Here is a 25,887-nt window from a genome sequence, read left to right as displayed (position 1 = left end):
GTCGATTCGCTGAGTCGTCCCGTCAATGACGAGCTCCACTTGCTCAGGAACATCGACGTCAGCCGTAACGAGCCGTTCTACAGTATTGAAAGACGAGCACTGGTCGTTCCACTCTCCCAAACCGGAAACGATGTCCGTACCGTTTGGAGTTCCCGCACGGCAGTCGGCGATGAGGTTTGGCCTCACGAACGCCCACCACGGGGCCGTTCCCAGACCGAGATTACTTCTTCAGCTCATTGAAAGGGTTGTCCCGCAACCACTCCAGCACACCGGCTTTGACGTCGTCTTCGTAGGCACCATCCTGGAAAACGACACTTTCCAGTTCGGACAGTTCCTGATCGTTCATGTAGAAGGTTTGCAGCGCTTCGACGGCTTCGGGATACTCGTCACTGAAATAGTCCCGCGCCAGGGTATGAATTCTCTCTGTTTCTCCGAGGGCCCCTTCGGGGTCGTCCAGGACTTTGAGATCGTAGGCCCCGTAGGCCCAATGTGGCTTCCACAGCGGAACCACGATCGGATCCACTTGTCTGATGGCGGCGTCCAAACTATTCAGCATGCTGTCGGTCGAAGAGTTTATCTGCTCGAAGTCGTCCAGGTCGTAGGTGGAAAGGACCTCATCGGTGATGGTGGTTATGCCGGAGTCGTCTTCGATTCCGGTGATCTCACCATTGAAGAGATCGGCGTGATCCGCTAGATCCTCAATACTGTCGACCTCGTCGACGTATTCGGGTACCGCCAGCGTCAATTCGGCGCTGTCATACCAAGAACCCAGATCTTCGACGTCGTCGCTGTAACCGTCCACGTAGGTTACATGGGTGTTGGACCAGGCGCCGAAGAACAGATCGTAATCATCGCCGGCGAGACCTTTAAAAACCACCGGGATACTGACGACATCGTGAAGCCGGACATCGTATCCGGCGTCTTCGAGCGCCATTTTCCACATATGGCTGATAACGTTGTTTTCCTGCCAGTCGCTGAGGTAGGCGATATCGATGAATCCGTTCCCAGCGGGAATATCGAATCCCGTGTCGGCGCACTCTTTGGTACTGCAGCCGGGCGCGGATTCCTCGGTCGACGGTGCAGAGATCTCCGCGCTATCACTATCATTGCCGAGGTCGAAATACGACCCGATGCCAATGCCTGTAAACAGCAACAACACTGCAAGGACGCCGATAACGATTCCAGCGGCATAATTCCGACGCGGAGGAGCGGGCGGACCGTAGGAATACATGTTCGGCTGCGGCGGATGCTGGCCGGGGTGTCCGTAATCCGGTCCCTGGGGTGGTGGATTGCTACCGGGAGGTGGATAGGTCATCGATCATCTCTCATCTACGGGGTTGGCAGATTGAACCAATCCGGTTCTCTACACATCTTGCCCGTCGTACGGCCTCGTACTCAAATGAACCAAGCACCAGTCCCCTTCCACCACTTCATAGCTGAAACTGGAATTGTTGTCTACTTGTCGAGTCTTCCCGTCGGCGACGAGCTCCACTTGCTCACGAACATTGATCTCAGCGGAATCGGACCGTTCGTCGACGTTGAGGAGCGACCATTCGCCGCTCCACTCTTCCAGACCCGCAAGCTTATACGATTCACTATCACGCTTATCGATGAGAAGATCTTTTAGACCGCCGCATGAGCGGTCGATCAGCGACTCCATCGCTTCTTCCTCGTTCAGACGCGAGTACGACTCGTAGTACACCTCGAACATGTCGGTGACGAAAGCGTCCAGCTCGGCGGACATATCGGTATTGCCGCTGCCTGGAGTGTCATCGGCCCAGTCGTCCGCGCTGCCGCCCTCACCATCGTCTCCAAAGAAATCGTCGCTCGGTCCGGGCCGGTCCGCCTCAACCTCGGGCTCCGACGTGGCCGTTGAATCATCCGAGGTATCGTCGTCGCCGAGGTAGAAGTATGCACCGACTCCGACACCGGTCGCCAGCACCAAGACCGCGACAACGGCGATGGCGATGCCTGCCGCATAGTTGTTCCGGGCCGGTACGAATTGGCCGTAGGGATACATGCCCGGATGCTGTGGCGGCTGTTCGTACGGAAGCTGCTGGCCGGGGTGTCCGTAACCCGGTCCTTGGGGTGGTGGATTGTTACCGGGAGGTGGATAGGTCATCGGTCAGCCCTTATCGTCGAGTAGATTTTGATCCAGTCTTACCCGAGCCCTACCGGCCCTGTCCACTGCCGGTGGAATCGATCGTATCCACCCAACACCAATCTCCCTCGATCACTTCGAACACGCCGGTCATGAGCGTTTCTGTACGATCGTCTTCCCCGTCGATGACCAATTCGTGCACTTCACGGATCTCGACTTCGGCCCTGTCGGAGCTTTCGTCAACCTCTTGAATTTCCCATTCACCGCCCCACTCTTCCAAGCCCTCGACTCCATACGCTTCCATGTCGATGGTCGCCTGAATGTTTTCGCGAATACCACCGCACGCATGGTCACGCATCGATTCCAGTGCCTTTTTGAGCTCCAACTGGGAGGTATAGGCATAGTTCTCGTTCATCATCTCACTGACGAAGTCGTACAGGTCGTCCGAGATCTCGACATTCGGCGCGACGTTTGATCGACTGCCGGAGTCATCGCCGGCCCCGGATTCGTCATCCTCACTGGACTGTTCCGAATCCGATTCGTCGTCGGATGCCGCCGATATTTCTCCGTCATCATCGTCGCTGACGTAGAGGTACGCGCCGATTCCGCCGCCGGCCAGAAGCACGAACGCCGCGACTATGGCAATGATGATTCCCGCCGAGGACTTCTTCTGCGGCGGTCCGTACTGACCGTACGGGTCCATACCCGGCTGCGGCGGTTGACCGCCGGGAGGCTGACCGCCATAAGGCGCCTGGGGACCACCCGGGGGTACGGCGTGCGGACCCCCGGGCTGCCCGAAACCGGGCCCTTGAGATTGCGGTGAGTTGTAACCAGGGGGAGGGTAGCTCAACGTTCAATCCTCATCTAAATATTGTCAACGGCCCTGCTTTTAGAGGTCCTGTCCGGTGTACTCTTCCGAGCTCGCGTCAACCAAGCACCAGCTCCCGCCGTTCATCTCAAGCGTCATGACGGAGAGGTTGTCGGAGGAACGTGTCGTTCCGCTGACGACGGCTTCGGTCTGCTCGCGAATGTCGACCTCGGCCGTGTCCGCCTGCTCATCGGCGGCCAGGACCTCCCATTCACCGCTCCACTGCTCGAGACCTTCGGTCTCGTAGTTCCCGGATTCGATGGCCTGATCGAGCCCGTCTTTCATGGCACCGCAGGAGTGGTCGCGCAGCGACTCGACCGCGCTCTTCTGATCGAGCTGAGTGGAGTACTGGTAGTAGTCGTCCATCATCGAGGTGACGAAGGCGTCCAGTTCCGTGGACATGTCGACGTCGTTTCCGGGACCGGTGTCGGGGTCGTCGCCTCCGTCGGTTCCGTCTCCACCGTCATCGGGGTCGTCGGTGTCCTCGTCGCCCCCGTCCTGATCGGAGTCGGAATCGGAATCGCTGTCCGACGCGGAGTCGTTCGAATCGTCGTCGTCATTGCTGACGTAGAGGTACGCACCGATACCGCCGCCGGCCAGAAGCGCGAACGCCGCGACTATGGCAATGATGATTCCCGCCGAGGACTTCTTCTGCGGCGGCCCAGGCTGACCATACTGACCGTACGGGTCCATACCCGGCTGCGGCGGCTGCCCGTACGGCGGTTGACCGCCGGGAGGCTGACCGCCGTAGCCACCGCCGGGGGGCGGAGGCTGTTGTCCGTAGCCGGGTTGCTGACCATAGCCCGGTTGCGGTGGCCCATAACCGGGTTGCTGTCCTCCGGGCTGCCCCCAGTCGGGCCCCTGAGGTGGTTGATTGTTTCCGGGTGGTGGTGGATAGGTCATCGGTCAGCCCTCATCTGCTTCCTCAAACCGGTGTTTGTGATTTTCTTGCACTTTCCATGATGACAGTCGCCTGCCATACCGTATGGAGAGCTGCCCGTCTTGTCGGAATTATTCGATTCCTAAGCTGCGCTTGGCGAGAACAGCCTGACAACTTTCCTATTTCACTTCAGGCTACCGCTTGATCGAACGTCAGTGTGACAAAGCTCGCGCTGGGCCCAGTTATAACCCGACAGACGGGAATAAACCCGACTATTCCTCCATGGCACCGTCGCGCTCCATCGGCCACACGCTCGTCTCCACACTGCCGATCAGATCCAGGGGTCCGACCAGGGACGCCGTCCGTGCGACGGTGAAATCCGCGAGTGCGAGAAGGCCGATTCCACCGCGCGACTGCTGCACCGCCGCGTAATAAGCGCCGGTCGACCGGTCACGGAACACCCATCCGGGCTGCGTATCGGTCGGAATGGTGGGGACCGAAGTGGTATGCGCATTGGCAAGGGGATTCCCGGCACCGCTCACGGTCACCGGGGAGGGCTGGAAGCTCTGCGGCTGGGAGAAGTACTGCTGCTGAGGTTCGGACGCCTGGGACGGAGGAGTCGCGTGTACATGGGACTGTACAGGCGACGGACCCGCGTTTCCACCGGTAATCGGGCTGTAGGCTTCGGGACTCACATCGGTGGGGGTGGAAATATGGTCCGGGCGTTGAAAGTCGGTGGGTTCCCCCGACACCGGCAGCGGAGCCGGTTCCGGACGACGATGCTCCGGTATGTCCACTAGGGCGCGCATCTCATAGCGTGACGCAATGACACTGACTCCACCGGCACCCAGGATCAATACCGTCATCGCCGCTCCGAGGGCGATGAGCACTCGCAGGTTGTCTCCCAAACCGGTTGCCAGAAAGACCAGGGACAGCGCTCCGGCGGCAAAGGAGGCCGTCAACAGCCCGGCCACGGTTGCGGTCACGGCCAGATTGTGTCCGATCGGAGGAGCCGGTGCGGTCGGCCATTTCTCGCTGGCCCGTACCTTGCCGAGAGCGGTGGCCGAGAACGCCGCCAGGCACAGGGCGATCACAAGTGCGCCACCGGCCACGCTCCCCACCACAACAACGTGGTCGTCAATAATGTCCATGCTGCCCTCTCACTTCACCGGAAACGGTTCGCACCACCGACCGGGCGACCACGGTTGGAACGTTCGACGACGTCCCGGTGGCCGCTGGGCCGGTGTAGTACCGATTATGGCGTTACCGACGGTGTTCTGTCACCGTTTCAAGCGGGCTGGTTTTCCGCTCGGTGGTTAGGCGTAAGGATCATCGTCCTCGTCATAAAGACCCCACACGTTGTCTTCCTCGACCAGCCATTTGGAAGCGTCGCCTTCGCTTTCCTTCTCTTCACCGCCCATATTGCGCATCATGCCGCCGCCACCGCCGCCGCCCATCATCATGCCGCCACCGGCGGCTCCTCCGGCGCCGGTGGCCGACCCCGCCGACGGACCGCCCGGACCCAGTCCGGCACCGGCCATTCCGGCTCCGCCCGAACCGGTCTTGATTCCTCCGGGCGAATCGGGACCACCGGCCAAACCGGTTCCGGTGGAACCCCCGCCGATGCCCCCGGGACCGCCGTCTTCCCAGTCTTTTTCAAAGACCTCCGGATTGTCCTCGACGAGGTCTTCGGGGACTCCGGTCGGTTCGGTGTAGTCGGCGACCTGAGGCGCGATGCCTTCACCCAGGGGAGTGGGCGATTCCAAGCCCGAGTAAGACTCCGCTTCCACCGATCCGGACGAGAGGGTGTCGTCCACCGCCGGAGTGGCGGTCGCATCGAGCTTCGCGAGTACCTCGTCGGCCGAATCCCAGCGTTCGTTCACGCGGCCGTTCAGGCTCACGGCTCGTTCGGTGAATTTCATCAGCGGCTCCACCGCGGCGTCCGACCAACGCGAGGCGAACTCTTCCTCCGCCTGTTCCTGCGCTTCGTCGGGGCTGAACCAACCCGGATCCCGTCCGTAGTATTCCGCCACATCGGGCTGGTTGAAGAAGTCGTGCACGAATACGGTGCGGCTGTAGACCCAATCGCTGGACTCTCCCACCACGTTTGGAGTGAATCCGGCCATTTCGGCCGCTTCCTCCATGTCCTCGCTCTCCTCTTTCTCGCACGGCGCGCTGAAGGGGGTACGGATGTGGAGTGTTCCGCCGAAAAGCTTTTCATCCACCGGAGAAATCTGTACAGGCGGATACGCCATTCCCTCAGAATCTCCGGTCTGCGCCGAGTCGACCGCTTCGGTAATGTCCTCCAGCTGTGGAACCAGACCGCCGTCGTCAGCGATTTCGTAGGCAAGGCTCTGCATTCCCATGACCAATTCGGACGCGGTGTCTTCGAAGTTGTCAAAGTCCGTTCCCGACCACGACTCCGCGAGGTCGGAGATGGAGGTCTTCAACTCGCTGGCCACTTCTCGCAATCCGTCGGCCACTAGTTTCCACTCGCTTGCCACCGTCTCCACCGAATGAGCCTCGACGTCTTCCGGGCGGAGCCGTCGAATGAAGGCGGTGACGCTGTCTTGACTCGGCATCTTCATCCCCGGGTCCATCGGGTAGAACTCCTGACCCGACTTGGGAACGGCCGACATCAATTGCAGCCACGGCCGCTCGGCGAGATTGACGTCGGAATTGCGGCAGGCACCGTCCTCACACGACGCGATGCCCAGGTACTGCTCGAGGTCGCTGTGTGGCACGGGTTCGGGAAGCGGCACTTCAATGTATCCGTGCTCCGGCGGTTTCAAGCCGATCTCAACGTCGTCGCGCCCCGTCGACGGACCATCGCCGTCGGTCGACCCGGAGCTGCTCCAACCTACGAATTCGTCCTCGGATTGGTCACTCATGAGTAAGGCCTCCGCACATATCGGGAATCTGGGGGCATGAGCGGTATGCTCATCTACGATTGTGACTGTTGTACGCCACAGAAGACAAGCTGGTCGGCAACGAACCGATCCGTAATTCTATGCCGACTCCCGGTTGTCACAGGCCGTTCCCATGAGCGTTCGCGGTGTCGATTCCTCCCCGATACGACGAAAGGCGGAGTGGCCCTGCGCCACTCCGCCACTTCACCCCCGGCAACCACGTCGGCGGTGAATCAACAGCCTGCTATTCAATGGGAGTTCAGTGTTTTACCACCAGCTCCAGCCGTCTTCTTCGCTGGTGGGCTCGACGCTCCACCAGCTCCAACCGCCGTCCTCATTGGACACGGATGCGTCCTCACTCCACCAGCTCCAGCCAGCGGCGACGTCGGTCTGCGGTTCGAGCTCGTCGGAAGCGGTCGAGAATCCGCTTGCCGCAACGGCTCCCACCGCCACGACGCCGGCGGCCATCAGACCGGTGGCGATTTTCGTGGTGTATTTCCGCATGATTTCCTTTCGCCAGTGAACCGAGACGACCCCGGCCGCGCCAGGTACCGTAGCGGCCGAAAACAACTCGGTTCGTCTACTGCTTGAAATCAGTTTATCCTTGTGCGCCAAGGTATTTCAAGAATATTATGGCACTGATTCCTTACAGCGGAGACACATTCTCATCAAGCGGAATTCCAAAAGTCGCACCACTCCCGTACCCCGAATCGGTGGCGGCGTTAACCTAAAGTGACACCGCCCCGGCCCAATCACGTTCCCGACGGAGAAGACCGTGCCACAGCGACCACATCCCGCCACTCCCGAATCAGTACAGGCGGACTTCCAACAGGTCGTGTCCGATCACTACGACACGCCCAGCGACATCGCCGACGATGAACGGCATCAATACCTGTTTCAGCATCTCGCGGACTCCGATTACCACGACTGGGCCGAAATCGGACGCCGCCTTGCCTCCGACCGGATTCAACTGTGGGATCTGGCCTTCGCCGAGCCGTACGTATCGATCGTCTTCCGAGGGCTGGAAGCGAATCTTCCCGAGACCAAGGCGATGCTGGACGTGATTTCCCGGCACCTGACCGAGGACGCCACGGCGCTGTCGCGCGCCCGATCCAGCCACCCGGACTTCGACCCCGACCGGCAACACGACCTCGCTCCTTCCACTTCAGAAGCCGATCCTCCCGACGGCTCCGTCGAGACGTCGACAACCGGCGCGCAGCAGCCGAGCAAAGAGCTGTCGGCCGCCGACTTGATTCGCTCGCACGCCTACCGCGACTACGGGATGAGCGGAAACGGCGACCAGAGCGTCTTTGCCACTTCCCTACTCGACGATCCCGATCCACTGCTGCGATCGTTGGGACGGGCCATACTCGACGGCACCCTCCAGGTGGCCGATGTGCCCGACCATCCTCAGGTGCAACATCTGGCAACCGATTACCCCGACACCGCCGCCGAGTTGTTCCAACGGATTCTGGATTACCTGTACGTGCCCGAACCCGAAGCGGAGACGGAAGACTGGGGCACCGTCGATCACGATGACGATCCCTATGCCGACGACAACGACCACACCGAGGACCCCGAAGCGACGCCCGAACCGGAGATCGACGACGATGACGATTTCGAACTGAAACCCACCGCTCCGATGGCCGACACCGGAATCGATCGTCATGAACTGCGCGACGATCCCTGGGGGATCCGCAAGTCCGAAGAATACGAATAACATCGGCTGCCTCTACATGACCACCCATCCCATGGTTCACCGCGCCGCCGCACAAACGTCGATGAATATACTCACGAGTCGGTCTTGATTCGGTCCACTCCACCCGAGTACCGTCGTATTCGATTGACGTTGTGTCTCAGTACATTTCGCTCGACAATCCGCATACTCCGGTGGGATGAGTCAAGACTGAATGATCACCTCCACCACATGATCTGAACCCGAGCAACCGGACAATGACCTTGAAACGCCCTATCACGGAGCGAATGTTATATTCGACATATACATGCATATAAATCTAGGATTATGCGAGGCGTGCCTGTCACGACCCCGGACCGTCCGCCGTCGCCCTCCACACGACCGAGCCGCACGACATCATCAGCACCCGGGGAACCATGACCCCGACTCCACACCACGCGCTCCACACACAAGGAGACTGCATGCTGTACAACGACGTCAGCGAAATCATCACCGACGACATCTTCGTCAACCTCAAGGACTTCCTTCCACAACGCCAGGTCTTCCTCAAATTGGAAGGCCTCAATCCGTCCGGTTCCATCAAAGCCAAGGCGGCCGCGTCGCTCCTCGAAGACGCAGAGAAATCCGGACGTCTCGGCCCCGGGAAAAAGATCATCGAATCCTCGTCGGGAAATCTAGGCATCGCTCTCAGCACCGCCTGCGCCGCAAAAGGCTACCCGCTCACCATCGTCACCGACGCCAACGTCCAGGAATCAGCCCTGCGAACGATGCGAGCGTTGGGAACACGGTTGACCATCATCGAACGCCCCGACAGCACCGGCGGGTTCCTCCACCAACGCATCGACTACATACACCGGTCACTCAACGACGACCCGGACCTGGTGTGGCTCAACCAGTACTCCAACCCCGCCAACGTCTGGGCCCACACCGCCACCACCGCACACGCCGTCGACAACGAGCTCGGACCGATCGACGCGCTCTTCGTCGGAACCGGAACCTCCGGCACCCTGATGGGCTGCTTGGAGTTCCGCCGCACGCACCGACGTCGCCACACCATCGTGGCCGTCGACTCCGAAGGCTCGGTGACGTTCGGAGGACCGCCGAAGCGTCGCTACATCCCGGGTCTCGGGGCGAGCCGAAAGCCCGAGATCTACTCCGAAGCCGAATCGTTCGACAAGGTACTCATACCCGAAGCGGACACGATCGCCGAATGCCACCGGCTGGCGCGAACCTACGGTCTGCTTGCCGGGGGATCCACCGGAACGGTCCTCGCCGCGATACGCAAATACGGAAGACGTTTTCCGCCGGGAGCCCGCATCGCCTCCATTTCCCCCGACATGGGCGAAAAATATCTGCCCACCGTCTACTCCCACGAATGGCTCTCCCGCCATCCCGACCTCATCGACAAGGAGACGACCAGTGTCTGAATTCCACATAGTACCCGGTGCCGTCTGTAAGACCACCCTGGAAAACGACCTCACCGGAGTGGGTTCCCACGTCCGAAAGACGTACCGCGTGCACGACCTCGGCGCGACGGTCAATCCCGACAGCTACTTTCTCCGGTTTCCCGATAAACCCGACAGCCGCGTCATCGCGCTGCCCGCCTATCTCGGAGGCGACGTCGACCGGATCGGCATGAAGTGGATTTCCAGCTTCCCGGGGAATCTCGCCCATGGGATTCCCCGGGCATCGGCCGTGCTGGTGCTCAACGACTACGACACCGGCCGACCGCTCGCCTGCCTGGAATCGGCACACATCAGCGCTCACCGAACCGGAGCGTCGGCGGCGCTCGCGGCCGAAACCCTCGGCGGGCCGGTCGCCAGGAGCGTCGCGGTCGTCGGGGCGGGGGTCATCGCCTCCACCACGCTCGACCACTTGGCGGCCACCAACGTCGATATTCCGGAGCTGATGTGTCACGATCTCGACGGCGATCGGGCGGAACGACTCCTCAAGGACAAGCGGGATCGCTACGGTTGGCCGACTCGTTCGGTGGACTTGGAAACGGCGTTGGAGGCCGACCTGGTCGTCTTCGCTACCACCGCCGGCACTCCCTATGTGCCCGCAGAGCACCGTTTCCGTCCCGGACAGGTCGTTTTGAACGTCTCCCTACGAGACTTGGCTCCCGAGACGGTGTTGGAGGCGGCCAACGTCGTCGACGACGTGGACCACTGTCTCAAGGCCAACACCTCTCCGCATCTCGCCGAGCAGATCACCGGCAAGCGCGATTTCATCGACGGAACCCTGGGCGGCATTCTCAACGGCCGCGACGACGTTACCGGAGATCGCCCGATCATTTTCTCTCCGTTCGGGCTCGGGGTTTTGGACATCGCCGTGGGGAGTTTCGTGCTCGATCGTGCCCTGAAGGAGTCGACCGCAATCCGGATACCTGAATTCTTTGCCTGACAACGACGTGCGATCACGAGGAGACGAACAGTATGACAACTGACGGTGTACTTGACCAAGGGGCAGCACAACAGGCCAAATCGATGCTCGGGAACCGGCTGTCCAGTCCGTCGGCCGAGCAGGTCGAACGGCTCTACGGAAACTATTTTCCTCCCGTACCGACCTTTACCGGATGGGACGACGAAGTGAAGGCGTTCCTCCACGCCGACAATGACGAGCGTGAGAGCATCCTCGCCGGTCTGCGGGGCGACGAGCGCGAACACGGCCGCTTTCTCCATGAAACGCTCGGCGAGATCTACCCGAACCTCTTCGGCTACCGCGACAGCCCCGCCCACACGGAGGTCGACGACGACCTCGAGGTCCATATGCACACCGCCAAGGTGTGCTTGGAACGCGAGTATATCGGCCGATGGCTTCCGTTTCCCGACGTACCGGAGATCGACACGCAGGAGGACGCCGCCGATCACCTCGAACATCTCGCCGAGACCAACCCGGGCGTCGACCATCCCTTGTTCGACTATCTGGCGACCGAGGCCCCGCAGGAGCACCTGGAAATGTTCCTTCGGGGAGAGACGATCCGCAATGAGATCGTCGACGACGAGGTCGCGCTCCTGACCGTCGGCCTGCAAGGCAGTCAGAAGGCGGTCGTCGCCGCCAACCTCTGGGACGAGTGCGGACGGGGGCGTTTGGAGAACTTCCATACCTTCTGGCTCCGGCGACTCATCGAGTCGAGCGACAACGGCTGGGACGGCTTCTACGACTATCGGCAGGGACACCCGTGGTTCGCCAAGATCACCTCCAACACCAATGCGATGCTGCTGTCCCGTCCCGCCTACACGCAGCAGGCTTACGGCTGTTTCCTGGTGTTCGAAAGCTGGGTCGCCCCGCACTTCAAAAACATCCTGACGGCCATGGACCGCTTCGGAATCGACGACGCCGACCGTCGCGTCTACTTTGCCGCACACGTCGCCGTCGACCCCCGCCACGCCGACGAGCTGGCGGACGGAGTGCGGTTCCAACGCCCCCGCATGACGGCGGGCGAGATCAAACAGGTTCTACAAGGCGCTCATCTTGCGGCCGAGGCGGGTAAAAGGCAATATGATCAGTGGTTGGACCACTTTCGCTCAAGCAAGGAGAGCTCCCTCTAAATGACGACCCTGGCTGCGGTTTCACCCCTCCTCATCGTTCTGCTACTGACGGCCGTGTTGCGTCGACCCGCACACCTGGCGTCCTTGCTGGGGATGGCGTTCACCGCCCTCCTGATCGTCGCCGTTCCCACCTTCGCGACCGGGTTGGACGGCTGGGGAAACGCGGTGGCCGGTGCCGGGATCATCACCTTGAGCGCCGCAGTGGTCATCGTCCCGGGGCTCTACCTCAATCAGCAACTGGCGCAGCGGCACGTTGATCAACAGCTCATCGACTGGACTCAGGGTCTTCCCATGTCGCCGCCGCATAAATCGGCGCTCGTCGTCGTGGCGGTGGCTCCGGCACTGGAGTCGCTCACCGGCTTCGGCGTCTCTCTGCTGGTGACCGTCCCGCTTTTGTTGGCCATGACCGACCGATCGACGGCCGTCAAACAGTCACTGCTGGGTATGAACATCATGCCGTGGGGGACTTTGGGCTTGGCGACCATCATCGGTTCATCGCTGGCCGGGCGTCCCACGACCGAGCTCTCGCTGGCCACGGCCGTCGTGAGCGCCGGAGTGTTCCCCTTGTTCGGGGCCCTCACGGCGGTCATGGTCGCGGCCAAGGGCAAGCGGATCGGGGCGCTCGCTTCGGGGGCGCTCCTGGGTGCGGTGTTTTCGGCGTCCCTGTTGGGCATCAACGCTTTCGGCGTCGTCGAACTGGCGGGTGTCGGTGCGGGTGTCTCCACCACGTTGATCGGCCTGGTCCTGTTCTCCGGGCGACGGCGGCTGCAACTGCCACCGTGGAGCGCGGTCCGGCCCTACGCGATCATGTTCGGTCTCGTGGCGTTCCTCCGTATCCTGCCGTCCCTCGGCATCCCGCATGACACCTTGACCATCGACTCGGGCGACGTGTCGTTCAATCTTCTCGCCTCTCCAGGGCTGGCTCTGTTGATAACGGTGCTGATTTTGGCTCGAGGGACTCCGGACCGGACCTTGGCTCGCCAGGCGGGGAAACGCGCGTGGAAGCCGATTACCGCGCTGGCGGGGTTCACGTTCATGGCGCAGTTGATGGTGTACAGCTCGATGGTGAAGACGATCGGCGAGGCCCAACCGGTCACGACGGTGACGGGTTTTCTGTTCGTTTCGGTACTGCTCGGAATGGCATCGGGCTATCTCACCGGATCGGGTGTCGGCGGAAACGCCTTGATGATGCCGCTGCAAAGTTCCGTCGGCGGGGAGCTCGGTCAACCGCTCCTGTTCGCCGCCGTGCAGAATTCCGCCGCCGGGCATACGGTCTTCGCCTCCATGCCGATCGTTCTGCTGACGCTCGCCATCGCGGGGGACGGTAAGAAGGGCGAAGACACCATGCTGATTCGCTACAGTCTCGCCGTGACCGTCGGCGTTTACCTCGCGTTGACGGGAGGAGCGTTCGCCCTCTGGACCGTCGGCTAAGCAACGCTGTTCGCAACGGCCCCTATGGATACAAAGGTCGGATACGACGGTCGTTGCGAACGAACGCAGGGATCCCGGGTCGGGTATTTGACACCTGGCTCGGGTTTTTGTTTGCGCGACACGCGTTTGTGATTGTTGACTTTGCGTTAGCAATACGCGACACTAACGATCGCTGGGTGATCCCGATGGTCGCCCAGGATCTTCGACAGACATCCAGTTTGCCGACGATAGCGACTCGCCAGCTTCAAGCTACCAACTTCGGACTGGCGAGTCGCCCCCAACTACAAAACCTCGAAAGGAGGTCTCGTGTTCTCACACATGGTAGTGCATTCGCACGTTCAATTCCAGTCACGAGCCGGTGTCACCGGGCGCGTCAGTTACTACTAACCCGCCGCCTGACCGGCATATTCACCGCAATCACCGTTTATACCAGCTAATTCCCAATCCACGTGTGTCCAAAAACGGACGGTTGTGGCCGCTTCGAAGGGACACGCGGCTATCCCGTCATGCCCACAAAGCGGGCCCTAGCGAACTCATCGTGTTTCTGGACTCGCTTCGGGAAAGGTCGTTGAAATGCGGGGTTCGACTGGAAACGCGGTGATTGGTGGAGCCGGCTCAATTCGACTGCCTCTTTGTTTCTCACCTATCCCCCGATCCCCGGGGAGAATGGAGATCACCGACATGCCTCAACTGATAGGCACTGTGACGTGGGAAGGCTCCCGCGTCGACATTGTTCAACACTTCGGACGACAAACCCTATGGGTCACCGTGGACGGCAAACTGGCCGCGCTCGTCCACACGTCCGGAACTCGCCTCCGTCCACATAACAACTGGACGATTCTTGACGAAATCCAATCCTGGTTCATGCGCCTCGCCGCTACCGCACAGACCAACCAGGTTCGCGTCTGTCCAGACATCGAACCGACGACACCGGCCGAATCCTCCGACCACGACAGGGAACCGACCTCACCAGCTGGTCGAGATGCCAGTCCGAACCCGTCGGTCGGTCGTGATGTGGAGGCGGTGCAATGAACATCGACTCTCACAACCTGTTCGCCCTCTACGAGGTCATTCTCATCGCCTACCTAGTGGCGGTACCAATGATCTTGGTCCACGACCGAGTCCGGGATAAGCGTTCAGGCATCACCGCCGTCGCCACAACATCCCAGAAAGACACCACAAGCACCAGTCGTTGGCCACGTGTCACTACCACCAGAACAAACACCTATTGTCCTGGTTTCGATTCACACACATCGCATCGTCGTGAATCCCACCGTCACCATGTTCCGTTGAACGGGAGAGGCGATCACCGTACACCGCAACAGAACGATTCGGTCGAGCCCGACAGCACCAGATGGTCAACCACGCACCAGAACCACATTGGTCACCAGCATAACCGGCCCGACCAAGACCCGTGGTCACAGTACTCGCACGGCAACAGTTCAGGACGTCACCGCGCGACCGAGACGGACACGGCCAATCGTGAATCAGCCGAAGGACATACCCTCACACTGCCGGTCGGCAACTACCGTCCCGAGGCTCGCCATGCCACCGACGCTGCCCTCATCAGCCACGACAGGAGAGACCGACAAGCAACGGTCCGCTCATCGCAAGGGCGGCATACGGTAGCGAAACGAGCAGCCTCCCACCTTACCAAGTCGCCGCACCCGTCGCGGGGGTTGGAGCGGTGGAACACGGTCAGTCAACCTGTCACCTACTACAGCAGTGCCTACCAGCGCCCCGCCCACCAGACAAAACACAAAACCCACCACCGGCCCACCAGCCAACCATTGAGCAGACAACGCTCCACCTACCAGTGGCCCACCTACCGCAGAACTGCGTTGTCTCGCCCGTATACCCACGTGCGAACACCCGGGTCAAGCTCGGCATCGTCCCGGCCGTCCGTGTATGAGCGTCAAGAGATCCCGGTGCAACGCCCCTGGACGAGCCCGGAGACACCACCGGAAACAACGGACGTAGAGAGCAGCGAGTCCACTCATGGGCCGGTGTTGACCACGATCGATTGGTGGGACTACCGCATCGAGGTGCGGCAAGCCTCATTCAGATCAGCCACCCTCCTTGCCATTGGCCCCGACAGGACGCCAACGGTGTTGGGTGCGATTCAGTGGGACGCCCAAGCCTGCCACCCGCCCACCTGGACCGACAGACCCGCCCAACAACACCTCGTGCCACACGGCAGCCGTGAATCGGTCGCGCTCACCGACCGCCTCATCCAAGCAGTCGAAGCGGTCTGCCACCGACAAACCACAACACCACCGCGACACGACAACCACGAACCAAACACCGCCAACCCGCCAACACCAATACACACACCAACACAGAGACAACCACAAGCGACGATGCCAGCACAACCACGACACAGACACCAACAGACACACACCCGACCGCCAGCAACAACACGAACGAAAACAGAAGTAAGAGCGCAGACACAGGCGGAGGCGGTGAATGCTTATGTCGGTTCGTTATCTCCCCATCGGGACGTTCAACCTCGGCACCATCACCCACGAGTCCTACCGATTCCACGGACGACTCGACGTAGCCTCTTCCAACGTATTCCTGTTCCTCACCACCAACCACACCAATCCCAACTCTGAAGACGAGCCAGGCGTGGGCAGCGGTGACTTTCAGAGCCTGTCGGACAAGCTGCACGACGACAGTGTGATTGTCGAGTACCGACCTCCGGACGTGTTGGCCAACTGCACCAACCCACTCACACCCACCATCGTGCTCTACGACGACCGACTCTTCCAACACACCATCACCGACGCCGGATGGATCCACCGACTCGCCCACACACTCCACCAAACGGTGACACCACACCTCGACCCCGACCGGACACAACCGAAAGGACACCGTCTACCCGGACAACGCCACAACAAGTGGCGACCCAAATGATCCCGTCACCAACCAACGAACCCGCGCCGAAACAACACGTCCGCCAATGTGCGTCGCGTTGCGGTTCATGATCTTTACTCCCGGTTCTCTCGCCCGGTAACCGGCGCTGCGGGAGAGAGAACCCCGGTCCTGTCGGGGCTCAGATAGGTGGGCAGCCCCGACAGGACCCCTACACGGCGTCGCAAGCACGTAATTTCATCAACCCACACTAATTTTATTGGTGCCCGTAGCGTAAAAACGGCTAGTCCTTGCAATAGCGGCTATATGCAGGATCGCGTTCGACCGGATGCAACGGCTCTGGGCAGGATGGGTTCCAGTCGTCCACCTTCTCAATACACCGCGTCTGCGCCGTGAAGCCTACTTTGCCCCAGACTTGAAACCACACATTCACCAAATCGTCCTTGCGAAGACCTTGAATATTTCGTTTTTCATCAGGGTCAGCAGAGGGGTCTTCGATGCCATGCACCTCGAAACCGGCGGCATCCCATTTATCCCGCAAAATGTCGAAGTACTCACGCCGAACCTTCTTCTTCTGTGAATCTTCCAGCTTAAATTCATAGTCAAGCCTATATTGAACATGATTTTCATTTCGGCAATCCGAGAAGATGAGCAATGACCGGAACTCAAACGATTCAGGCAGATCAGGAAGCAACACAAAGGTCTCTTCCAGCGCATTTTCCAAGTGCTGCCAGGCCTCGCTCTGATCAAAATCATGGTACGGCCCTTGGCTCTCAGGAGTAGTCGAAGGGTCCGTCATACAACCACCAAGCATAAATACGGTGATTACCACAGCTACGAAACCCGGTCCGCCAATTGGGCACTTGCCGGAACTATTCACTGACCTTATTACCATGAGACTCAACCACCTACGAAACTCTTGTCATCAGTCAACGGTCTCGTTTTGTGAATGCGATGGCAACGACTCTGGCTGATCCTTGTTACGGCAACCGGTGGTAATACGGTCATTTTCGGGTTGGACTCCACCCAAAGGCGGGATACATTCGGGATCCCAATCGTCAACCTTCTTGATGCAACCTGAGGTAACTCGCAACGATGAAGTGCCCCATGCACGGTAAATGTAAGTGAATCCATCAGGATGCTTAGCAACCAAAGTGTAGATGTCATTGGTGCGAAAATCGTCTTCGCGAGTAATCTCGATGTCGTGCTTGTTCCAGTAATCTTTTAGCACTGATCGGTAGGTTTCACGCACAAGCTCACTCCGCGAATCCGCCTTGTTGAATTCGTAGGACAACTCCATGACAACGTATTCCTGTGAGGTGAGTCCATCACTGCGTTCACAGGCGAGGGTGCCGAGTGTCCGTACTTCGAAACCGGGAAAATCAGGCAGTTCCTCGACGATCTCCGCTGCCAATCTCTCCAGTTCTTCCCAGGCGCTCGCCTCGTCAATATCACGCTTCACCCTATTCTCACCCTCAGTACGCGTCGGGTTTGTGCATGCTCCCAGAATAAATACGAACGCTGCCACTGCGATGGCAGACAGTTTGAGAAGACTACGTTTGCTCACTGGTTTCGAGTCACTCTGCATTGTCTTCCAATTGAGTCGCAACGTCACCTGTCTGATCAGTAATTATGAGTGCAAGGTTCTCACGTGCTTTGTTGCCATCGCCCCAATAACCACTATGAATGTCACGTCCCTCGCAGCCCGCTGCTATAACTCAACGGTTCCATCTTCTGGAGCAATACAGTGTTTGGAGGCGTAGTCATCCTCAGGCTTTACGCCACCGAGAGGAGGTATGCACTCGGATTTCCAGTCGTCTACTCGTTTGACACATCCCGAGGTAATAGTCAGAGTGGCGAGCCGACGCGTCTTATATACATAGGTGAATTTATCTGGTCGTTTCGAAACCATGGTGCGGTCGCTTCCGTCGCCGTACTCTGATTCTCGGGTAATCTCGAAACCCTTATCGTTCCAGTATTCTTTCAATACCTCGTGGTAGGTTGTCGTAATAAGATCGCTTTCTGATGCAGATTCATCAAAGCGATATACCAACTCCATTCCGACGTAGTCCTCTGAAAGAGTTCCATCGTTCTGATCGCATGCGCCGTAGAACAACATCCGATGCTTGAAACCTGGAAAATCTGGCAGTTGGGAAACTGAATCCGCCATAATCTCTTCCATTCGTTCCCAGGCAGTAGACTGATCAACGTCCCGATCCGGCAAATTATTACTTCCGTTCTTGCTAGGATCCATGCAAGCCCCCAAGGTAAGAAAAATTGCCACAATGACAGTGGCACAAATGAAGCGCTGGTGCCGACGACGGCTCCGAGCATGATGAAACGTGACCATCTTGTTTTATGCCACTTTCTCAGGTTGGTTTGTGATTATCCATGCCAAATTGTCTCGAGCAGCATTGTCTTCCGCCCAGTAACCACTATGAATGGCACGCCCTTCGCTATTGACTGGCGTGAAAAATCCCGGATCAATCTTATTTCCATCGGAATCCATTGGATCGCTCGCGAACTCGGTTGCACCGTAGCCATCATGAACCGGATTCACGCCACCGTGCTTAGCTCTGTATTTGTCTCCGTCCGAGTCATCAGGAGGAGCTTCGAACCCGAATGCTTCACCGATTTCTGAATAGACGTCAGTGGTCAGCCGAATTGCGTCGCCCTCTGCGGTGGTGGTAAAGACGTTTTCTTCACCAACTCCAAGTTCGGAGGCATGCTTGGAATCCATACCAGGGCTGGCGACTCCCACGATCTTGTCGGTATCCAGACTATCCTCCACCGCAGTATGACCAACTACCGTAGTTCCATATGAATGTCCAATCATCGTGGTATGCCCGTTACTCTCATTGGTCGCTTCCAAACCTGCAGAGTATGACGACAACGCCGGAGCGGCATCCTCCGCATAGCTCTTGGACGCGGCGTTGACTACTCCGTCAGGAGCGTCATAATCCATCCACGTAATGACTGCAGTTTCGCCCTCAGATACGTCGCTCGCATCACGTGACATTCGCTCCGAGCGGTCAAGGGACGTATCAAAGTTTCCAAGGTCTGAATCGGTACCAGGAACGTAGGTTGCGCGGAAATCGGCGGTGTCCGGATTGCCGACTGACACGATCGCTCTTCCGTCGTTAGCGGGGTCAAGCCCGAGGAGATAGAAGTCCTGCCCTGTGCCCGCAGGGCCGTCAATTCTATCCTTAAGAGATTCCACGTTATCCCTGCGTTCAGTCATTTCCTTCAACTCGCCGAGTTCATTAGCCAGTGGTTGATATTCAGGAGCAGTCGGCAGTCCTCCAGCGAAGTTTGTCGCATCGCTATAGGCGCTCCCGTCGTCCTCCATCTCCTGCAATTGTTCTTCCAGATACTCAATACGCTCGTCGATGTTGGGATAGTCTCGGTTGAAATCCGTCAGCCACTGGTCCATGTAACGTCGATTTGCGGTATCGCGGTCAGCGGTGGGGACCCCATCCAGCGAACCGACCTCCTCCGGTTGGTTTTGAACCAACCATTCTTGGTCGCTATCGGTCATGGATTTCCACCAGTCGTTCACATCAGCGGGTGAAGCGTCGCCGTCTTCCACCTCGCTGAGAAGATCATCCAGCTCAGATTGCAGGTACTCCTGGTTTTTGCTGGTGTAGTCCGGCTCAGAAATCGACGGCGGAAGGTCCGAGACATCATCGTCGAGGGCTTTGAAATCCGCCCTCAACTCATCGTCAAGAGTCCGCACCTCGCCCATAAGCACTGCGAACTCGAATGACAGGCCACTACGGATCGCTCCCAAATTCTTGAGCGGCAGCGGAATCGACGACCCATTACCATCGTCGGAGTCACGTTCCAGGGCAGATTCTCTAAATTGGAACCTCTCCTCCCCGGTGCCTCCGGTCGGATACAGGCCTTCCACGTCCGCATGATCGATCAGATCCTGAAGCTCTTTTTGCTTGTCGGTGAAGTCATCCGCCGCCTTGTTCACCAGCTTCATCATCGCCTGCACGACTTCGGCGTCGTCCAGATGCCCCTGAACGACCCGGCGCACATAGGCGCGCACCTCATCGGCGTTATCACCGGCGAAATCCTCACTATCGTCATCCTTCAGGATGTCGTGGTCTTTGATGACCTCGTCCTCGATCTCTTCCGCCGCAGCTGCAGCACCTTTCAGGATCCCGCCGATGTTGTCGAACATCGTCACAAAGTCGGTTTCAAGGAACCCCTCCCAACTGATGTCGCTCATTGAATCATCATCCCGTTCTCACCGACGCGATCGCCGCCCACAGCGTCACCGCTGGACGAACCGGTGGGCTCTTCGCCCGTAACGTCACGGTAGTCGTCTGAGGTGAAGTTGTTCGGATCGATCGAATCGGTGATTTCAATGAGGCCCGACGCAGCGTCGGCGTCGGCTTGTTGGGCCAGCTCTACATGGGTGTCGATGTAATCGCATGCATCATTCAATAGGTCCCCGGAGTCATTGCTCCGTTTCTGCCAAAAATGCAATGCCGACACGAGTCCGTCACGAAAAGAGTATTGGTCGTTGGGAAGGTCAGTCATCTCGGAGGCGACATCGGCCACCAGTCTGGTGGACCTCGCCTCCATCTCGTCTACGGTCTCCCGGATATTCGATGACGTTGACTCGGCGACTTCAGGATCGAGTTTGAACACTTTTCCCATCGGTCCTTTGCCTCCTCTGATAACAATCTAAATAAAGGGGGATACAATTGAATATCTCGGCATATAGCTACGCTACAAGATCGTTGCAACCCTTCGATATCGGGTTGCTACAGTCCATTAAAACTGGCACCTGTCAATGAATTATCCTGCGAATATGAATGATTATTGTTGTCCTTCAGTACATGGGATCGCTTCAGCTGACGCACTTCCCCTCTCACCGCCTGTTTGGGGTACATCAATCGCCGTCGTGAGAACCAGCTAGGAATTCAACGCGGAGATTACTTCCGGAACCGCAGTTCACAATGCCTGTAGCCCACCCAGGGATCCTGGCCGTGACCTCACACCGACCGTGCACGATTGCGGATAGTGACGATTCGCTATGGTTGTGTTTACCAGTCCCCCATGCAGAACGTTGTGTAAGGACACCCAGAAATGAACGATTCGCCTGGCACAGCGAACCGAGCGGTTCGACTCATGGTTGCCCTGCTGACACTAGTCATGTTGATGGCGTGGTCCAGTCAAGGAACAGCGCAAACAGCACCATTCGAAGACGGCAACCGGTGGGTAGTCGACCAAATCAACGCCGACAAAGCCTGGAATACCACCAAAGGTGCCGACACGACGGTCGCCGTCATCGACGACGGACTAGGTCAGCACCCACTCTTTGAAAACAAGGACATCCGCGACGGCATCGATGCCGTCGCACCGGACTACACCGCGCGAACGCGTGCCGCCGATCACGGAACGTTTTTGGTGGGAGCTCTGTTTGCTGTAGCTCCTGAGGTAACCGTTCTCCCCATAGCGGTATGGACCCCTTCAGATGCGTTGTTGGGGATGCCGGGTAATCGAAACTCGCGCTCGTTTCGAGATGCACTGTATTACGCAGTGGAAGAAGGAGCCGACGTTATAGCGGTGGCATCGGGCCTATCGGGAGGACCGGAAGAACGGGAACGTAAAGCCCTGCAATACGCAATGGACCAGGGCGTCGTAGTGGTCGCTGCCGCTGGAAACGACCCCGGCATGGCAGTCCCCGAACCTGCTGCCGCTCCGGGAGTGGTCACCGTCAGCGGTTCCAACCGCAACAGCGAGCCCTGGCAGTATTCCACCACGGGCCCGGAAGTGGATCTTGCGGCACCGGCGGCGGCCCGCACTTGCCTGACATCTCAATCGTTTGAGGAACGTTCAGACTGGGCCCCGGAAGTCACTGCGGAGGATCTATACGAAGACTGCGAGGGTACTTCTCTCGCAACGCCTGCTGTAGCAGGTGCTGCGGCATTGGTGAAATCGTCGGATCCGAGCCTGACGGGAAACGATATTATTCAACGTTTGATAGACACCGCATCCGGTGCCGATAGTAAGCGCTCCGAAGAGCTGGGTTTTGGCATTGTTGATGTTCAGGCTGCTATTGAGAGTGATATTAGTGGCATGGAGTCCAACCCGTTGGGCTATCCTTTGGGGGAGCAAGGGGCCAGTGAGGAATATGCGGCTGAGGCGTTGGCGGACAGCCCCCTAGTCGATGCTCCTGAGCCCGACAATGAAGCTACTCCGGAGTCGGATTCAGGTTCTGACGATGTGGACTCTACTGGTGGATCTGAGTCGGCCGGTAGCCAGTCATTGGCGTTGTTGGTGGGCGCTGCCGGTTTGGTGGTACTTGGCGGGGTGATCGTTACGGTGGTGTTGGTGCGCCGGCAACACCGCAACCGTCCCGGTTCTAGCCCTGTTAGAACCGGTGAGGCTCAGAGACCCCAGTAGCCACTACTCTGTTGGCTCGAAGGGCGTCAGCCGGGGTGAGTGGACGCCACCTAGCCGCGCTGTGGTGGGGCCAGCATCGTTTGGTTATTTCGACTCCGTTCCCACTGCTCGAGCCAGCGCTGGTGACATCGTGTCGTATTGGTGTTGGTTGGTGTTTAGTCGTCGTATTCCTCAGGGTTGAGGTAGACGTTGAAGTCAAAGTGGTCTTCAAACAGTTGTAGGCGGCGTTTTCTCCGGTTATCGGTTGCTTCGGAGCCGTCGTCGCTGTCGTGAGTGGCCGTTGTGCTGCCAGCCGTTGTCGTGGCACTAGTGTCTCGGGGAAGACGGTTGAACGGTTTCGGGCGTCCTCGACGTGACCGCGGGTCCTTATCCTCCGAAGTGTCCGGGGAGAGTGTCTTACCGCCTCCGGTGGTAGGCGTGCGCCCCATTCCACCAGGTGGTTGTGTTCGACCGGAGGGGGTGCTTTGATTTCCTGGTATACCTCCGGTGGTGCGTGTTGTTCCGCCGGGGCCGGAGCGGCTGTTAGACGAGCCGTTACCAGCCGGTTGAGTGGCCGCAGTATTCGCCGTGGGGGTATCGGTCCCGGTCGGAAGAGTGGCCCCTACCGATCCGGTTGGCGCATGTGGGGTGATGGTGTTACCGAACAATCCTTGTTGTGGCACAGGGGCACGGTTGGAGGCAAGCCCGGCTCCCGGGCCGGTGTCCAGATCGTCGTAACTATCCGGCTCCCAGGCTACAAACTCATCACCGTCATCCTCATCCCACGGGAGCGGATTACTTTGAGACACACTATCATCAGGAGTACCATACCCCTCAGAAGTATGCGGTGTTTGGTCTGGTGTCGATTCGGTGATCGGTTGACGCGAAGCGGTCACCCCCGACCCCTGCGGCGACAAATTTCCATCGTCGTTCAGCCCCGGAGGAGGCGGCGGAGGTGGCAAATTATCGAATTGTTCGCGTGATTGAGCATAAGTATCGGCTAGATCAGCGACGACCTGAGCGAACTGGTCGAAACGTTCGGCTTTATACGCCTCATAGCGTGCCTTTTCCTTGGACTGCTTGAAACCGTCCTTGGAAAGGAAATTCTCCCCATGATGGTATTCGCACCACTCGTCAAACGTCAGGTTGTAGGCCGGATTCAACCCAAACTCACCGTAGTCGCCTTCCTGCTTAACCTGATCCCACGCTTGCTCCAGAGCCTTACGAGACTCGGCAAACTGTCGTCGACCTATAAGTTTAAGATCGAGGCCTTGTTCTTCCAGGTAATCCTTCAGCTCATAAACCTTGGCCGCGAACCGGTCGGCTGCCGGTCCCGTCCAGAAGTCCATGAGATTATCGGTGTGGTGTTTGGATTCGTTTGCCAACGCTTCAAGACCTTCACCTTTATGGGCGTAAAAGTCACCCGCAAAGGCAAGCGAGTCAGGGTCGGAGGTGGCGAACTGTTCCCACAACTCTTCATGGGTGAAGTTGTAACGATAATGGTCAAATCCACGATCTTCACCAGACATCGGAGCAGCTCCTTCCCAGAGTGTTAATCGAATTCGTCCATAACGCTCTTGAGCTTGGCGTTAGCACTGTCGTCGGCGTCGATATACCGATCGCGAGCCGTCTCCGCCTGCGATATGGTCTCGCCACCCGCCTGGCTGATCTGCTTTAGTTGTGCCGAACGTGGCTGGTAAACGTTGTTGTGGATCGAATTACGGACGTCAATCGCATCATCGAAGTCGCCGAAGGCGGGATCGTCGCCACGGTGTCGAACCATTGTTTCGACATAGCCGTTTCCGTTGGAGTCGAACTTTGGACCCTCATAAGAATTACCCGAATCCATCTTGGAGATGATTTCGAGAAACTCGGTAAGCGAGCTGTCGAAACGCAAGGCGAATTCGTCGAGGGCATCCTCATCAAAGTGGATGATGCGCTCGCCGTTTTGGTAGAACGCGACTCCTTTGGAGGTCCGGGACGGAACAATGGTCAGCCCACCCGGCAGGGTGACTCCCTCGTCAAAATTGGGGTCGTAATCTTCGGGGTGATCGGTCATATCAAATCCTAGGGGGCACTTGGACTTGGCTCTATAACGTACACGTTGACGAACTATTTGTTACTACATGGTTGCATACTCCTGCAAACCACATACGCCGGGGACACGAAAGAACCCTTTGTGCCCCAGCATTAGACAATCAATCTAAACGTCTTCGGTCGCTGAATCCACATAGCTGAGCCCTAATTCGCAACGCACCCCAAACAATGTCGCCTCATCACGCCGCTACCTCCCAGCCCCAAACCGTGATTGTCGCACCCTGAACCATCGACCACTCACATACGCAGGGAACCGAGGTCGAGGTCCTTACCAGGAGGACAGCACTCCCGCCCAACGCCTACTTTTGCCCATTGACATTTCGCTATACCATGGTGTTGTGACGAGTACAGCACCCGTCGCTCGGTAATATGAACGGCATTCTCTTGCCTTGTGAGACAGGCGGTTGTCGGATTGCCGACACGCCTACAATTTCAAGCGAGGTGACTACGAGACGCGACAGTGTCACAGCTTTAGTCGGCAACGATGGTGACTTATCGAGTGAGGGAGCCTTATGATGTTAGTAAGGTGTCAACCGCACTTGGAAACAAAGCATAATTGAACATTCTTCGCTATTGCGAGTGCCCATAAGTATTCCTCTAGCAATGTCATGGAACAGGACCTGCCAGATGAAAGAGACCCTGTGGCTCGCGGCTACCGAAGCCCAGCTGCTAGCACAAGACGGAGAAGAAGCCGAACTCGATACCAGCGGCATCATCGGCTTCTTCCTGTCCAAGATCGCCCCGATCCTTCTTGCCATCCTGGGAATCATCTTCATCGCCCGCGCCAATAAAGGTGAGGTCAGCCGAGTCCTTACGTCCTCCACGATCGCGATCCTCGGCATTGCCTTCATTGCGGGTGCCGGGTTGTTGATCGCCTTCGGTGGGTCTCTTGTGGATGTCATGTTCACCGAAGGCGGCGATGAATCCGGCGAGTAGGCCGTACCGCGACCCTCGAAGCCGGTTACGGTATGGAAATGATTGTCATTAAGCATTCGGGGGCCACTCGGGGCGGCTGATCGCCTCGCGTGTCGCCCGCCCAGGAAAACGCGGACCAACCTCTCCACAATGCCCGACATTC

General features: G+C 58.5%; 23 protein-coding genes. 9 read left to right on the top strand and 14 right to left on the bottom strand.

Annotated features, from left to right (window positions below; all coding sequences use genetic code 11):
• Positions 1–220: 220 nt before the first annotated feature.
• From HALAL_RS0106925 to HALAL_RS0106895, 7 genes are all read right to left on the bottom strand, one after another.
• The gene (locus HALAL_RS0106925; protein ID WP_025273303.1) at positions 221–1,315 is read right to left on the bottom strand and encodes a glycine betaine ABC transporter substrate-binding protein; all 1,095 of its coding nucleotides are present in this window, start codon (positions 1,313–1,315) and stop codon (positions 221–223) included.
• 48 nt (positions 1,316–1,363) lie between these two features.
• Positions 1,364–2,122: a hypothetical protein gene (locus HALAL_RS0106920; RefSeq protein ID WP_025273302.1), complete on the bottom strand. Its 759-nt coding sequence runs from the start codon at positions 2,120–2,122 to the stop codon at positions 1,364–1,366.
• 49 nt (positions 2,123–2,171) lie between these two features.
• The gene (locus tag HALAL_RS0106915; RefSeq protein ID WP_156937647.1) at positions 2,172–2,951 is read right to left on the bottom strand and encodes a hypothetical protein; all 780 of its coding nucleotides are present in this window, start codon (positions 2,949–2,951) and stop codon (positions 2,172–2,174) included.
• 39 nt (positions 2,952–2,990) lie between these two features.
• A complete protein-coding gene (locus HALAL_RS17475) occupies positions 2,991–3,872 on the bottom strand; it encodes a hypothetical protein (protein WP_025273300.1) in 882 nt (293 codons plus the stop codon).
• Between the two features lie 249 nt (positions 3,873–4,121).
• Positions 4,122–5,000 carry a hypothetical protein gene (locus HALAL_RS0106905; protein ID WP_025273299.1) on the bottom strand — a complete coding sequence of 293 codons (879 nt, stop codon included), beginning with the start codon at positions 4,998–5,000 and terminating at the stop codon, positions 4,122–4,124.
• 165 nt (positions 5,001–5,165) lie between these two features.
• Positions 5,166–6,740: a WXG100 family type VII secretion target gene (locus tag HALAL_RS17470; RefSeq protein ID WP_025273298.1), complete on the bottom strand. Its 1,575-nt coding sequence runs from the start codon at positions 6,738–6,740 to the stop codon at positions 5,166–5,168.
• Between the two features lie 285 nt (positions 6,741–7,025).
• Entirely contained in the window at positions 7,026–7,262 is a 237-nt protein-coding gene (locus HALAL_RS0106895; protein ID WP_025273297.1) for a hypothetical protein, read from the bottom strand.
• Between the two features lie 271 nt (positions 7,263–7,533).
• Between HALAL_RS0106895 and HALAL_RS0106890 the strand changes: the two genes are divergently transcribed.
• From HALAL_RS0106890 to HALAL_RS0106860, 7 genes are all read left to right on the top strand, one after another.
• Positions 7,534–8,478 carry a hypothetical protein gene (locus HALAL_RS0106890; protein WP_025273296.1) on the top strand — a complete coding sequence of 315 codons (945 nt, stop codon included), beginning with the start codon at positions 7,534–7,536 and terminating at the stop codon, positions 8,476–8,478.
• 437 nt (positions 8,479–8,915) lie between these two features.
• The gene (gene sbnA / locus HALAL_RS0106885) at positions 8,916–9,881 is read left to right on the top strand and encodes a 2,3-diaminopropionate biosynthesis protein SbnA (RefSeq protein ID WP_025273295.1); all 966 of its coding nucleotides are present in this window, start codon (positions 8,916–8,918) and stop codon (positions 9,879–9,881) included.
• Positions 9,874–10,857, top strand: a complete 984-nt coding sequence (gene sbnB, locus HALAL_RS0106880; protein WP_029767519.1) for a 2,3-diaminopropionate biosynthesis protein SbnB — start codon at positions 9,874–9,876, stop codon at positions 10,855–10,857. The genes sbnA and sbnB overlap by 8 nt, the downstream gene beginning before the upstream one ends.
• Positions 10,858–10,889: 32 nt before the next feature.
• Positions 10,890–12,005 carry an iron-containing redox enzyme family protein gene (locus tag HALAL_RS0106875; RefSeq protein ID WP_025273294.1) on the top strand — a complete coding sequence of 372 codons (1,116 nt, stop codon included), beginning with the start codon at positions 10,890–10,892 and terminating at the stop codon, positions 12,003–12,005.
• Positions 12,006–13,436, top strand: a complete 1,431-nt coding sequence (locus tag HALAL_RS0106870) for an L-lactate permease (protein ID WP_025273293.1) — start codon at positions 12,006–12,008, stop codon at positions 13,434–13,436. It abuts the gene before it with no gap.
• A gap of 681 nt (positions 13,437–14,117) precedes the next feature.
• Positions 14,118–14,468: a hypothetical protein gene (locus HALAL_RS0106865; RefSeq protein WP_156937595.1), complete on the top strand. Its 351-nt coding sequence runs from the start codon at positions 14,118–14,120 to the stop codon at positions 14,466–14,468.
• Between the two features lie 1,434 nt (positions 14,469–15,902).
• Entirely contained in the window at positions 15,903–16,352 is a 450-nt protein-coding gene (locus tag HALAL_RS0106860) for a hypothetical protein (protein ID WP_025273292.1), read from the top strand.
• A gap of 241 nt (positions 16,353–16,593) precedes the next feature.
• Here the strand turns inward: HALAL_RS0106860 and HALAL_RS0106855 are convergent, their stop codons facing one another.
• The 5 genes from HALAL_RS0106855 to HALAL_RS0106835 form a co-directional block, all read right to left on the bottom strand.
• Positions 16,594–17,109 (bottom strand): hypothetical protein, encoded by a 516-nt coding sequence (locus HALAL_RS0106855; protein WP_025273291.1) that lies wholly within the window; start codon positions 17,107–17,109, stop codon positions 16,594–16,596.
• Between the two features lie 126 nt (positions 17,110–17,235).
• The gene (locus tag HALAL_RS0106850; RefSeq protein WP_025273290.1) at positions 17,236–17,772 is read right to left on the bottom strand and encodes an SH3 domain-containing protein; all 537 of its coding nucleotides are present in this window, start codon (positions 17,770–17,772) and stop codon (positions 17,236–17,238) included.
• Between the two features lie 249 nt (positions 17,773–18,021).
• Positions 18,022–18,564 carry a hypothetical protein gene (locus tag HALAL_RS0106845; RefSeq protein WP_156937646.1) on the bottom strand — a complete coding sequence of 181 codons (543 nt, stop codon included), beginning with the start codon at positions 18,562–18,564 and terminating at the stop codon, positions 18,022–18,024.
• Positions 18,565–18,666: 102 nt separating this feature from the next.
• Positions 18,667–20,547, bottom strand: a complete 1,881-nt coding sequence (locus HALAL_RS0106840) for an alpha/beta hydrolase (RefSeq protein ID WP_025273288.1) — start codon at positions 20,545–20,547, stop codon at positions 18,667–18,669.
• A complete protein-coding gene (locus tag HALAL_RS0106835; RefSeq protein ID WP_025273287.1) occupies positions 20,544–20,981 on the bottom strand; it encodes a hypothetical protein in 438 nt (145 codons plus the stop codon). The genes HALAL_RS0106840 and HALAL_RS0106835 overlap by 4 nt, the downstream gene beginning before the upstream one ends.
• A 432-nt stretch (positions 20,982–21,413) precedes the next feature.
• Between HALAL_RS0106835 and HALAL_RS0106830 the strand changes: the two genes are divergently transcribed.
• The gene (locus tag HALAL_RS0106830) at positions 21,414–22,733 is read left to right on the top strand and encodes a S8 family serine peptidase (RefSeq protein WP_025273286.1); all 1,320 of its coding nucleotides are present in this window, start codon (positions 21,414–21,416) and stop codon (positions 22,731–22,733) included.
• Positions 22,734–22,888: 155 nt separating this feature from the next.
• Here HALAL_RS0106830 and HALAL_RS0106825 read toward each other — a convergent pair whose 3' ends face one another.
• A complete protein-coding gene (locus HALAL_RS0106825; RefSeq protein WP_025273285.1) occupies positions 22,889–24,241 on the bottom strand; it encodes a hypothetical protein in 1,353 nt (450 codons plus the stop codon).
• Between the two features lie 23 nt (positions 24,242–24,264).
• The gene (locus HALAL_RS0106820) at positions 24,265–24,771 is read right to left on the bottom strand and encodes a hypothetical protein (protein ID WP_025273284.1); all 507 of its coding nucleotides are present in this window, start codon (positions 24,769–24,771) and stop codon (positions 24,265–24,267) included.
• A gap of 665 nt (positions 24,772–25,436) precedes the next feature.
• Here HALAL_RS0106820 and HALAL_RS0106815 point away from each other — a divergent pair.
• Positions 25,437–25,745, top strand: a complete 309-nt coding sequence (locus HALAL_RS0106815) for a hypothetical protein (RefSeq protein ID WP_025273283.1) — start codon at positions 25,437–25,439, stop codon at positions 25,743–25,745.
• The last annotated feature ends 142 nt before the right edge of the window (positions 25,746–25,887 follow it).

This window comes from Haloglycomyces albus DSM 45210, assembly GCF_000527155.1.
In the GTDB taxonomy this organism is placed as follows: domain Bacteria; phylum Actinomycetota; class Actinomycetes; order Mycobacteriales; family Micromonosporaceae; genus Haloglycomyces; species Haloglycomyces albus.
The sequence above is the reverse complement of the archived record's forward strand: the minus strand, read 5'-3'. Positions and strand labels throughout refer to the sequence as shown.

What these genes read in the sequence shown, in the direction of transcription:
- HALAL_RS0106855 (WP_025273291.1), bottom strand. Translation starts at nt 17,109, where the DNA reads ATGACGGACCCTTCGACTACTCCTGAGAGCCAAGGGCCGTACCATGAT.
- HALAL_RS0106830 (WP_025273286.1), top strand. Translation starts at nt 21,414, where the DNA reads ATGAACGATTCGCCTGGCACAGCGAACCGAGCGGTTCGACTCATGGTT.
- HALAL_RS0106925 (WP_025273303.1), bottom strand. Translation starts at nt 1,315, where the DNA reads ATGACCTATCCACCTCCCGGTAGCAATCCACCACCCCAGGGACCGGAT.
- HALAL_RS17475 (WP_025273300.1), bottom strand. Translation starts at nt 3,872, where the DNA reads ATGACCTATCCACCACCACCCGGAAACAATCAACCACCTCAGGGGCCC.
- HALAL_RS0106895 (WP_025273297.1), bottom strand. Translation starts at nt 7,262, where the DNA reads ATGCGGAAATACACCACGAAAATCGCCACCGGTCTGATGGCCGCCGGC.
- HALAL_RS0106815 (WP_025273283.1), top strand. Translation starts at nt 25,437, where the DNA reads ATGAAAGAGACCCTGTGGCTCGCGGCTACCGAAGCCCAGCTGCTAGCA.
- HALAL_RS0106920 (WP_025273302.1), bottom strand. Translation starts at nt 2,122, where the DNA reads ATGACCTATCCACCTCCCGGTAACAATCCACCACCCCAAGGACCGGGT.
- sbnA (WP_025273295.1), top strand. Translation starts at nt 8,916, where the DNA reads ATGCTGTACAACGACGTCAGCGAAATCATCACCGACGACATCTTCGTC.
- HALAL_RS0106870 (WP_025273293.1), top strand. Translation starts at nt 12,006, where the DNA reads ATGACGACCCTGGCTGCGGTTTCACCCCTCCTCATCGTTCTGCTACTG.
- HALAL_RS0106840 (WP_025273288.1), bottom strand. Translation starts at nt 20,547, where the DNA reads ATGAGCGACATCAGTTGGGAGGGGTTCCTTGAAACCGACTTTGTGACG.
- HALAL_RS0106905 (WP_025273299.1), bottom strand. Translation starts at nt 5,000, where the DNA reads ATGGACATTATTGACGACCACGTTGTTGTGGTGGGGAGCGTGGCCGGT.
- HALAL_RS0106875 (WP_025273294.1), top strand. Translation starts at nt 10,890, where the DNA reads ATGACAACTGACGGTGTACTTGACCAAGGGGCAGCACAACAGGCCAAA.
- HALAL_RS0106825 (WP_025273285.1), bottom strand. Translation starts at nt 24,241, where the DNA reads ATGTCTGGTGAAGATCGTGGATTTGACCATTATCGTTACAACTTCACC.
- HALAL_RS0106865 (WP_156937595.1), top strand. Translation starts at nt 14,118, where the DNA reads ATGCCTCAACTGATAGGCACTGTGACGTGGGAAGGCTCCCGCGTCGAC.
- HALAL_RS0106835 (WP_025273287.1), bottom strand. Translation starts at nt 20,981, where the DNA reads ATGGGAAAAGTGTTCAAACTCGATCCTGAAGTCGCCGAGTCAACGTCA.
- HALAL_RS17470 (WP_025273298.1), bottom strand. Translation starts at nt 6,740, where the DNA reads ATGAGTGACCAATCCGAGGACGAATTCGTAGGTTGGAGCAGCTCCGGG.
- HALAL_RS0106820 (WP_025273284.1), bottom strand. Translation starts at nt 24,771, where the DNA reads ATGACCGATCACCCCGAAGATTACGACCCCAATTTTGACGAGGGAGTC.
- HALAL_RS0106860 (WP_025273292.1), top strand. Translation starts at nt 15,903, where the DNA reads ATGCTTATGTCGGTTCGTTATCTCCCCATCGGGACGTTCAACCTCGGC.
- HALAL_RS0106845 (WP_156937646.1), bottom strand. Translation starts at nt 18,564, where the DNA reads ATGGATCCTAGCAAGAACGGAAGTAATAATTTGCCGGATCGGGACGTT.